Here is a 10,930-nt window from a genome sequence, read left to right as displayed (position 1 = left end):
GCCCCCTTCACCGAGGTCCAGAAGGTCCTCACCGCCTTCAGCGGCGTCACGGGACCCGTCTCCTCGGCCGCATTGGCCTATTCCTACGCCAAGTAAGGCGGCGCACCGCGACGCGGGCACCCACCCCACCGCGCGACGGATGCCGGGTTCGCGTCGCGCCGATCCGGCCGATGCGCGCATCCGACCGAGACCGCGGAGACCGGTCGCCCGAATGCCGAAGGGGGCGCGGATGTGATCCGCGCCCCCTTCTTCGTAACGCTCTCGGGGACCCGGGGCTCCCGGCCCCGGCCGGGCTCAGACGCGCTTCGCCAGCAGTTGCTCGATCAGCGAGCCGCCCTTGTCGATGGCGGCGAGCTCCTCCGCCACCGCGTTCACGGTGTCGCGGATCTGGTCGGGGGTGTGCTCGGAGGTGAGGAAGAAGCGCAGGCGCGAGGCCCGCTCCGGCACGGCCGGGTGGATGATCGGCTGCACGTTGATGCCCCGGCGGAACAGCCGGTCCGACAGCGTCACCGCCTTCAGCGAGTCGCCGACGATGATCGGCACGACCGCGAGGCCGAGGCTGAAGCCGGTGTCGAGGCCGAGCTTCTTGGCGGTGGCCAGGAACAGGGTGCCGTTCTGGCGCAGGCGCTCGACCCGCTCCGGCTCGGCGTGCATCACGGCCAGCGCCGCCTCGGCGGCGGCCGCGAGCGGCGGCGACATGCCGACGCTGTACACGAAGCCGCCGGCGGTGTGCTTCAGGTACTCGATCAGCGCGATCGGGCCGCAGATGTAGCCGCCGCAGGTGGACAGCGTCTTCGACAGGGTGCCCATCCAGATGTCGACCTCGCGGGGGTCGACACCGCAATGCTCGAACAGGCCGGCGCCGGTGCGGCCGGTGACGCCGAGGCCGTGCGCCTCGTCGACCATCAGCCACGCGTCGTAGCGCTTCTTGAGGGCCACGAGCCCGGCGAGGTCCGGCGCGTCGCCGTCCATGCTGTAGAGGCCCTCGACCACGATCAGCGCCCGGCGATGCTCGTGGCGGGTCGACTGGAGCAGGGTCTCCAGGGCGTCGAGGTCGTTATGCGCGAAGGAGCGGCGCTGGGCGCCCGACAGCTGCGCGCCGGTGACGATGCTGTTGTGGGACAGCGCGTCGTGGAAGATCACGTCGCCGGCTTCCAGCAGGGCGCCGATGGTCGTGACGTTGGTGGCGTGGCCGCTCACCATCACGATGCAGCCCTCGGACTGGTAGTGCTTGGCCAGCGCCTGCTCGAGGCTGATGTGTCCGGGCCGCTCGCCCGCCACCACGCGGCTCGCCGACGCGGAGGTGCCGTAGGCCTCGATCGCCTCCCGGGCGGCGTTGCTCACCCGCGGATGACCGTTCAGGCCGAGGTAATCGTAGGACGAGAAGTTGGTGAAGCTCTTCTGGTCGATCCGCGTCGTGGCCCCGGCCTTGGCGTCGTGGACGCGGAAGAACGGGTTGCCCAGACCGATCAGGTCGGCCGCCTGGCGCTGGAGCTTCAGCTCGCGGTAGCCCGGCAGGTTCTCGAAGTTCTGCGCCGCCGACTTGCCGGCGGGAGAGGCCGTCTTGACGGGGGCCGGGCGCGGCGTCGCGCGCCCGAGCCGGTTGGTCACGAAGCCGGCGAGCGCCGCGCGCCCGCCGTCCGGCCGTGCCGTGTCGGTCATGAGTTGGTCTCTTTGATCTCGCTGGACGTCTGCTCGATGAGTTCCTTGAGAGGCGCGAGGATCTGCGCATCGACCTCACCGCCGACATGCTTCGAGACGAGGCTCATCGCGACGCCGGCCGTCTCGTCCATGGGCGCGGAAACCGCCTGAATTAAGGACTCCGACAGCTCGTTGACGGTCATGCCCGACGAAAGTCCGGCGGGCGGCGCGTCGAGGGCGAAGCGCTCCTGCAGGCTGGCGCCGAGCTCGACGCCCATCAGCGAGTCGAGGCCGATCTCCGAGAGCTGGCGCACGCGGCTGATGTCGTCCTTCGGCAGCCGCAGGATGCGGGCGATGTCCTCGACGATCGCGTCCGACACGGTCTTGCGGACCGCGTCGAGGTCGCCGCCCTTGAGCAGCGACGCGATGTTGATCGCCTGGACGCCGCCGGCCTCGGCCTGCTGGTCCGAGCCGAGTTCGGCGTAGCTCGGCGAGCGCATGGTGGCGAGACGCTCGCGCGCCTTGCCCCAGTGCATCGCCGCGATGGCGATGACCGCCTCGTCGGGGGACGTGCCCTGGCTGCCCAGCGCCTCGGCCATCAGGTCGAGGCAGCGGCGGGCCTCCATCGGCGTGACGCCGACGCGGCCGGCGAGGCCTTCCATGACCGCCTTGTTGCGGGCGAGCATGCCGACATCGCCGATGGCGCCCCAGGCCACGGCCAGCGCGGGCAGGCCGCGGCGGCGGCGCTGGCGCGCGAGTCCCTCCATGAAGCCGTTGGCGGCCACGTAGGACCCCTGGCCCGGGTTGCCGATGAAGGTCGTCGCCGAGGAGAACAGGACGAAGTAGTCGAGGCTCCGGTCGCGGGTGGCGGCGTCCAGGTGCTGGGCGCCGATCACCTTGGGGCCGATCACCGCGTCGAGCGCCGCGGCGTCGATGTTGGAGATCAGGCCGTCCTGGAGAACCGCCGCGGCGTGCAGCACGCCCGCGAGTTTCCTGCCGCCCTGCTCGATCCCGGCGATGAGCCGATCCACCGAGGCGCGGCTCGTGATGTCGACGGCCTTCGCCTCGACGGTCACGCCCCTCGCCGTGAGCTCTGCGACGATGGCCTTGGCCTCGTCGGTGGCCGCGCCCTTGCGGCCCGCGAGCACGAGGTGCTTGGCACCCCGGTCGATCAGCCAGCGCGCCGCCTCCAGGCCGAAGCCGCCGAGGCCGCCGGTCAGCAGGTGGACACCCTCGGCCGAGACCGTGAACGGCCGGGCCGTGTCCTTCATGATCGTGCCGGCCTTCGGCGGGCTGATCACGATCTTCCCGATATGGCCGGACTGCTGCATCAGCCGGAACGCGTCCGAGGTCTCGGCCGCCGTGAAGGGCTGATAGGGCAGGGGCTTGAGGCCGCCGTCGTTGAACAGGGCCATGACCTCGCGGAACATTCGCGCGCCGTCGTCGCCCTGGTGCTGGATCACCTGGTCGAGGTCGACGCCGAAGTAGCTGAGGTTCCGCCGGAACGGGCGCAGGCCGATATGGGTGTTGGCGACGTAGTCGCGCTTGCCCAGCTCGACGAAGCGGCCGAACGGCCGGAGGGCGTTGAGCGAGCGCTCCATCGCCTCGCCGAACAGGCTGTTCAGCACGATGTCGACGCCGTCGCCGGTGATCGCTCGGACCTCGTCCACGAAGGCCAGGGAGCGGGAATCGAGCACGTGCTCGGCGCCCAGCGCCTTCACGAGGGCCCGCTTCTCGCGGGAGCCGGCCGTGGCTATGACCCGCGCGCCCTTGAGCTTGGCGATCTGCAAGGCAGCGAGTCCGACGCCGCCCGCGCCGCCGTGGACCAGCACCCACTCGCCGCGCCGCATCCGGGCACAGGAGACGAGGCCGTAATAGGCGGTGAGGAAGGCCACGGGCACGGTGGCGGCCGCCATCGGGTCGAGGCCGTGCGGCATCGGCGCGACGACGAGGTCCGGCACAACGATGTGCGTGGCGAAGCCCGACTGGGCGAAGGCGACGACCGGATCGCCGACCTTGAAGCCCTTCACGCCCGGGCCGACGGCGGTGACGCGACCGGCACACTCGAGGCCGAGGCGGGGGCCGGCGAAGCCGTCCTCGAGGATCTCCTCGGGGAGCATCGAGAGCGCCCAGAGAACGTCGCGGAAGTTGAGGCCGGTGGCCTCGACCGCGATCTCCATCTCGCCCTTGCCGGGAGCGCGGCGCTCGGCCGGCCCCCAGACCATCTCGCTGAGGCCGCCGGTGTTGCTGCGCTCCAGGCGCGCGGCCTCGGCCGGGACGGCGTCGGCCGGATCCCGGTGCTGCGGCCGGCCGGCATGGAAGCGCACGACCTGGGTCCGCTCGTCGTCCAGCACGATCTCGGTCTCCGGGGTGCCGGAGAGGATGAGGTCGCGCAGGCGCTCGGAGGCGCGCTTCGACGACATCTCGGGGGAGAGGTCGATGCGGCGGACGTCGAGGTTCGGGGCTTCGTTGGCGAGCGTGCGGGAGAAGGCCCACACGCCGGCCTCGATGTTGGTGGTCTGGCCGCCGCGGTCGCGGGTCGCGCCAGGCGCCACGACCCAGAGCTTGGTCTGGCGGGATCCCAGATGCTCGGTGCAACGCTTCAGGCTGAGGCAGCGGTCGCGCAGCCGCTCGGACGCCTCGCCGCCGCGGGTGAAGGCGCCGGCCAGGAACACCACCGTGTCGGGGGTCTCCTTCTCCAGCTCCATCAGGGAGGTCTCGGAGTCGAGGATGATCGAGACGTGCACGCCGCCCGCGACCAGCAGGGTCGCCAGGGAGGAGGCGGTCTCGGCCGCGAACTCGTCGTCCGAGCCGATGATGAAGGCGAAGCTCTGCGCCGGGGCCGGGCCCGGACGCACCGGCGCCTCGGCCGTCAGCAGCAGGTCGTCGCCGTTGGCGGAGGCGGCCCGCTCGACCTCGACCTTGACCAGGCCGTGGGCGCTCAGGATGCGCTGCCAGCCCTCGATGTCCTCGAGCCGGCCCACGGGCAGGCCGCCCGCAGCCTCCTCGAACCAGCCGGCCGTCAGTCCGAACACGAGGTCGCGGAACAGAGAGGCGCCCGGCTCCACGGCCACCAGCAGGCCGCCGGTGGCGAGCGCCCCGGCGAGCTGGCCCGGAAGGGCCCGTTCGCCGCGATGCAGGCTGCCCGACGCCAGGATCAGGTCGAAGCTGCCGGGCGCGAGCTCCTCGGCGGTCTCGACCACGGCGGCGGCACGGCCGAGCGACAGGCGGGCGCGCTCGGCGAGCCGGCGGTCGGTCTCGAAGACGGTGAGCCGGGCCTCGGCGGCAGACGCGAAGGTCGCGGTCTGGGCCGAGAGCGGGCCGAAACCGACCTGCAGGACGCGGAGCGCCCGCTCCTTGGGGAGCTGCGCGCGGCTGCGCTCGATCAGGTCGGCGACCACGTCGGCGCCGTGGCGCGCGGTGGCCGAGCGCAGCACGAAGGCGTCGATCGCCCCCTGCGGCAGGGCCGGCGCGTCGGTGAGCGTGCCGGCGAGCAGCCGGTCGACCAGGGCGCCGACATCGGCGATCAGCACCAGCTCGGCCGAGAGGTCCGGATGGTCGCCGGCGATCCAGCGCATGATCTCGTCGGGCGCCGGCAGGGCGGAGCCGTCGCCCAGCGTCCAGTTCTGGCCCGCGCGCTCGGCGAGGCCGCTGCTCTCCAGGGCGTAGAGGGCGTTCAGCAGCCAGGGGCGCAGGGCCTCCGGCACACGGCTGTCAGTGACCGAGACGGTCTCCCCCTGCGCCAGCCCGGAGGCGAGGCGGTAGGCGAGCGAGGTCGCCCAGCCCTCCAGCAGGAGGTGGCCCGGCGACAGGGCGGCGTCGGACGGCCCCTTCGACTCGGCGGCGAGCGGGCGCAGACGCGCGGCCACGCTCGGGCGGCGCTCCATCGGGATCGCGGTCGGCTCGGTGGCGAGCTCCGGCACCTGCGAGATCGCGAAGGTCGAGAGGTCGCCGCCGTTCTTGGCGCGCAGGGCCTGGAACCGGCCCTCGCGGATCGTGGCGATGACCGCGCCCTCGGCGTCGAGGAGCGTGAAGTCGGCCAGGATCGAGCGCTCGTTGCAGCGGCGGGTGCGGATGATCGAGCGGGCGATCACCGCGCCGGGGCGCAGCATCCGGACCTCGCCGAAGCGCACCGGGATGTAGGCCTTGCCGCCGTTCTCGCCGAGCAGGTCGGCGAACAGCAGGATCAGCCCGTGGAAGCACGCGTCGAGCCGGTTCGGCACCAGGCCGTAGCGGGTGTCGGGCTCGGCCGGCAGCAGGTCGGAGACGATCGTGGCGTCGTCGAGCCGCGCGCTCATCGCCACCTGCTGGAAGCTCGGGCCGAAGCCGAGCCCGGAGGCGAGGGCCTTGGCGTAGAGCGCGTCGCCGGTGAGCACGTGGTCGCCCGCGGTCTCGAAGCTGAAGCCGTCGAGATCCGGTGTCTTCGGGGCCGAGAAGGTGCCCTCGACGATCTTGGCCTGGGCGTGCAGCTGCCAGGGGGTCTGGGTCAGGCGGGGCCGGCTCAGCACCTGGATGCCGTTGCCGGAGCCCGACAGGCGCACCGCGACCTCGCGCAGGGCGTCCTCGGCGAACACCATCGGCGCCACGATCTCGAAGTCGGCCAGCACGACCTCGTCGTCGCGCAGGGCCTCGCGAACGCAGGCCAGGGCCATCTCGACGAAGCCGGCGCCCGGCATGATCACCTGGCCGTCGACCTTGTGATCCTCCAGTTCCGGCACGGTCACCGGGTCGACGAAGCCGTTCCACTCCAGCCCGTCGAAGGTCGTGCGCGACCCGATCAGCGGGTGATAGGGGCGGGGGCTCATCGCGCCGACGCCCTCGGTGGTGTCGGCGAGGCGGAACGGGCGGCGCTGCCACGGGTAGGAGGGCAGGCGGACGTCGCCCTTCGGGGCGTCGCCGAACAGCAGCGTCTCGTCGACCTGCGCGCCCTGGACGAGGGCAGCGCTGACCGCCTTGGCGATCGGGTCGCCGCCGGAAGCCTTGCGGTGCATCACGCCGACCGTGGCGGTCTCGATGCCCAGCGGCTCGACCGCGTCGCCGACGTGCGACATCAGGGTCGCGCGCGGGCCGACCTCCACGAACACGCGGGCGCCGCGGCGGGTGGCGTCCTGCACGGCCTCGCAGAAGCGCACGGGCTCGCGGATGTTGCGCCACCAGTAGCCGGCGCCGAAATTCTCGCCGCCCAGCACCGAGCCGGTCACGGTCGAGACCATCGCGGTGGTGCCGGTCCGCGACTTGAGGCCCGCGAGGTCGCGCAGCAGCGGCTTCTCGGTCGGGTCCATCAGCCGTCCGTGGAAGGCGTAGGCGAGGTCGAGCTTGCGGCCGCGGCGGCGCTTGCGCGACAGGGCCTTGATGGCGGCGTCGATGTCGGCCACCGGCCCGGCGACCGTGACGGCCTTGGGGCTGTTGTAGGCGGCGATGTCGAGGGTCGGGTAATCCTTGAGGAAGGTCTCGACCTCCTCGGCCGGCATCAGCAGCACCGCCATGGTGCCCTGGCCGTGCGTCGTCTCCTGGTGGTGGCTGCGGTAGAAGATGACCCGGACCGCGTCCTCCAGGCTGAGGATCCCGGCGGCCTCGGCGGCCGCGATCTCGCCCACGGAGTGGCCGAGGACGTAGGACGGGATCAGGCCCTTCGCCTTGAGCGCGGCCGTCGAGGCGCTCTCGATGGCGAAGATCAGCGGCTGCGAGACGCTGGTCAGCGCGAGGCGCTCGTCGAGGTCGTCGGCGTAGAGCGCGTCCTTCAGCGACCAGTTCGAGTAGGCCCGGAACAGGGTGTCGATCCGGTCGAAGGTCGCGCGGAAGGTCGCGTTCTCCTCGTAGGCCTCGCGGCCCATCCCGGCCCACTGGCTGCCGTTGCCGGAATAGATGAACGCCACCTCGGCGACGCGGTCGACCGCGGTGCCGGTGAAGGCGTCCTGCGTGTCCTCGCCCTCGCCGACGGCGCGCAGCGCCGCGGCGACGTCGGTCTTGCCGTCGAGCGCGACGGCGAGGCGGGCGGGCATGCGCTCGCGGCGATGCGCCACCGCGGCCGCAACGGTCGCGACCTGCTCGGGGGCGGCCTCGAGGCGCTCGGCGTAGTCGAGGGCGAGCTCGTTCAGCGCCGCCCGGCTCTGGGCCGAGAGCAGCAGCACCTGGGCCTGGGGCTCCGCGGTCGCGGCGGCGGGCTTCGCCCAGGCGGGCGCGTCGGTGATGACGACGTGGGCGTTGGTGCCGCCGAAGCCGAAGGAGTTGACGCCGGCGAAGCGCTCGCGCGAGCCGCGGCCGATCTTCAGCGGCGCGCGCACGACGTCCAGGTTGAGCTCGCCGAAGGGGATCTCGGGATTGAGCTCGGCCGCGTGCAGCGACGGCGGGACGAGATCGTGCTCGAGCGCCAGCGTCGCCTTCATCAGGCCGGCGAGGCCGGAGACCGGCTCGGTGTGGCCGATATTGGTCTTGATCGAGCCGATCGGCAGCGGCGCCTGCCGGCCGCGGCCGAGCTTCGAGCCGATGGCCGAGGCCTCGATCGGGTCGCCCACCGGCGTGCCGGTGCCGTGCGCCTCCATGAAGGCGAGGTCGTCGAGGCGGATCTCGGCCTCGCGGTAGACCTTCTCCAGCAGGGCGCCCTGGGCGTAGCCCGAGGGGAGGGAGATGCCGGTGGTCCGGCCGTCGGAGTTGATGCCGGAGGCGGCGACGACCGCGCGCACGGTGGCGCCGTTGCGCCGCGCGGCCTCGGCCGACTGCAGCACGAACACCACGCCGCCCTCGGAGCGCACGTAGCCGTCCGCGTTCTTGGAGAACGCCTGGCACAGGCCGGTGCGCGAGAGCATCTGCGCGGTGGAGAAGCAGATGAAGTTGAACGGGCTCGCCAGCACGTTCACGCCGGCGACGACCGCGGTGTCCACGCGGCCGGACCGGATCGCCTGCACGGCGTTGTCGAAGGCGACGAGCGAGGACGAGCAGGCCGTGTCGACCGTGAAGCTCGGGCCCTTGAGGTCGAAGATGTAGGAGATGCGGTTCGAGATGATCGAGAGCGTGTTGCCGGTCGCCGCGTAGGCGTCGCCCGACGGCGCGTCGAGGATGCGCAGGTTGCCGTAATCGAGCGACGAAGCGCCGACGAACACGCCGATATTGCTGCCGGCGACGCTCGACGGGCGCAGGCCCGCGTCCTCGAGGGCTTCCCAGGTCAGCTCGAGCAGCATCCGCTGCTGCGGATCCATCTGCTCGGCCTCGCGGGGCGAGATGCCGAAGACCGACGGGTCGAACGACCAGACGTCGTCGATGACACCGGCTGCCCAGGTGTAGCTCTTGCCGCGCTCATGGGCGCGCGGATGGGCGAACCGCTCCAGGGAGAACCGGTCGGCCGGCACCTTGCTGACGGCGCAGCGCCCTTCGGACAGGAGTGACCAGAGCCCATCCACGCTGGGGGCCCCGGGCAGTCGGCATGCGCGTCCGACGATCGCAATGTCTGTACGTTGTGTCACGTTCGGTTCGCACACGCTCGTTATCGGAAGTCGGCTCGGCTCTCGACGAGTGAGTACCCTCTCACCCCTTACTGTGGCACCATTGCGGTGTCCAACCAGCCCTAACGCGAGGTCATCCCCGCGTGGCAAAATTGCCAGAGGCTGTGACATGTATTCATCAGAAGCTTATCCAATTCCTACGGTCAAAACGCCAAGTTTGAACCGCCGGACCGGCTGCCGAGACGCGGGCTCGATCACGAGAAAGCCACAGTTGCGCCTCCGCGGACGCCGCCCGTCTAGCGGCATCGATGCCGATTCCGGAAGAAATCTTCGCGATGTCGCGCAGGTCCCGCACAGAAATCCGGGCTCGAAGGCCGGCGCGGTGATGATCAAGACCCGATCCGGGCGACGCTCTCCTTGGTTCGTCCGACGCCGCAATAGGTGAAACCGTGGCGCGCGGCGCTCGCGGGGTCGTAGATGTTGCGCAGGTCGATCAGCACGGGAGCCGCCTCACCGGACGACATGGCCTGACGCAGTCGGTCGAGGTCGAGGGCCCGGAACGCGTTCCACTCGGTGACGATCACCACCGCGTCGGCGCCCTCGGCGCAGGCGTAGGCGTTCTCGGCGTAATCCACAGCCGGCATCAGGATCCGAGCCTGCTCCATGCCCTCGGGATCGTAGGCGCGGATTACAGCGCCGGCGTCCTGCAGACCCGCCACGATCGCCAGCGCGGGCGCGTCGCGCATGTCGTCGGTGTTCGGCTTGAAGGTCAGGCCCAGCAGCGCCACCGTCCGGCCGCGCACCGACCCGCCGCAGGCCTTGATCACCTTGCGCGCCATCGCGCGCTTGCGCTGGTCGTTGACCGCCACCACCGTCTCGACCAGCCGCAGCGGCGTGCCCGCATCCTGCGCGGTCTTGACCAGGGCCAGCGTATCCTTGGGGAAGCACGAGCCGCCGTAGCCCGGCCCGGCATGCAGGAACTTCGACCCGATCCGGTTGTCCAGGCCGATGCCGCGCGCCACCGCCTGCACGTCCGCGCCCACCGCCTCGCACAGGTCCGCCACTTCGTTGATGAACGTGATCTTCGCCGCGAGGAACGCGTTCGCCGCGTACTTGGTCAGCTCGGCCGTCCGGCGCGAGGTGACCATGATCGGCGACTGGTTGAGGTAGAGCGGCCGGTAGACCTCGCGCATCACAGCCTCGGCCCGGGCCTCCTCGGCGCCGACGACGATGCGGTCGGGGCGCTTGAAGTCGGCGATGGCCGCGCCCTCGCGCAGGAACTCGGGATTCGAGGCGACCGCGAACTGCGCCTCGGGGTTGGTCTCGCGGATGATGCGCTCGACCTCGTCGCCCGTGCCCACCGGAACGGTCGACTTGGTCACAACCACGGTGAAGCCGGACAGGGACCCGGCGATCTCCCGGGCGGCATCGAACACGTAGCTCAGGTCGGCGAAGCCGTCGCCGCGGCGGGAGGGCGTGCCCACCGCGATGAAGACCGCGTCCGCCTCGGCCACGGCGTCCCGCATGGTCGCGCGGAAGGCGAGCCGGCCCTGGCGGACGTTCTCGGCGACCAGGACGTCGAGGCCCGGCTCGTAGATCGGCATGCGGCCGGCGTTCAGGCTGGCGATCTTGTCGGGATCCCGGTCGATGCACACGACCGTGTGGCCGAAATCGGCCAGGCAGGCGCCGGAGACCAGGCCGACATATCCGGCCCCAATCATCGCAATCCGCATCGGGCCCTCCCGGCAGCTCGCCCTCGGCTTGCTGCGATGCAACATGATCCGGGCCGCGTGAGGATGCAACCCGGGCCAGCCTGGATCTGCTCCAGTTTGTCACGGGAATGCAACACC

The 10,930-nt window shown here is 71.5% G+C and carries 3 protein-coding genes; all 3 read right to left on the bottom strand.

All coding sequences use genetic code 11. The annotated features are described in order from the left end of the window. Positions 1-294: 294 nt before the first annotated feature. The 3 genes from ABIC30_RS12795 to ABIC30_RS12785 all read right to left on the bottom strand — a co-directional run bounded on the left by ABIC30_RS12795 (position 295) and on the right by ABIC30_RS12785 (position 10,813). On the bottom strand, positions 295-1,662 hold the full coding sequence (locus tag ABIC30_RS12795; protein WP_012317954.1) for an aminotransferase class I/II-fold pyridoxal phosphate-dependent enzyme: 1,368 nt from the start codon (positions 1,660-1,662) through the stop codon (positions 295-297). Continuing rightward, on the bottom strand, positions 1,659-9,101 hold the full coding sequence (locus ABIC30_RS12790) for an SDR family NAD(P)-dependent oxidoreductase (protein ID WP_354455302.1): 7,443 nt from the start codon (positions 9,099-9,101) through the stop codon (positions 1,659-1,661). The genes ABIC30_RS12795 and ABIC30_RS12790 overlap by 4 nt, the downstream gene beginning before the upstream one ends. A 368-nt stretch (positions 9,102-9,469) precedes the next feature. Next, positions 9,470-10,813: a UDP-glucose dehydrogenase family protein gene (locus ABIC30_RS12785; RefSeq protein ID WP_354455300.1), complete on the bottom strand. Its 1,344-nt coding sequence runs from the start codon at positions 10,811-10,813 to the stop codon at positions 9,470-9,472. Positions 10,814-10,930: the final 117 nt, after the last annotated feature.

It is taken from the genome of Methylobacterium sp. 1030 (assembly GCF_040544715.1).
In the GTDB taxonomy this organism is placed as follows: domain Bacteria; phylum Pseudomonadota; class Alphaproteobacteria; order Rhizobiales; family Beijerinckiaceae; genus Methylobacterium.
Note: the sequence above shows the minus strand (reverse complement) of the source record. Positions and strands in the feature narration are given on the sequence as shown.

What these genes read in the sequence shown, in the direction of transcription:
- ABIC30_RS12795 (WP_012317954.1), bottom strand. Translation starts at nt 1,662, where the DNA reads ATGACCGACACGGCACGGCCGGACGGCGGGCGCGCGGCGCTCGCCGGC.
- ABIC30_RS12785 (WP_354455300.1), bottom strand. Translation starts at nt 10,813, where the DNA reads ATGCGGATTGCGATGATTGGGGCCGGATATGTCGGCCTGGTCTCCGGC.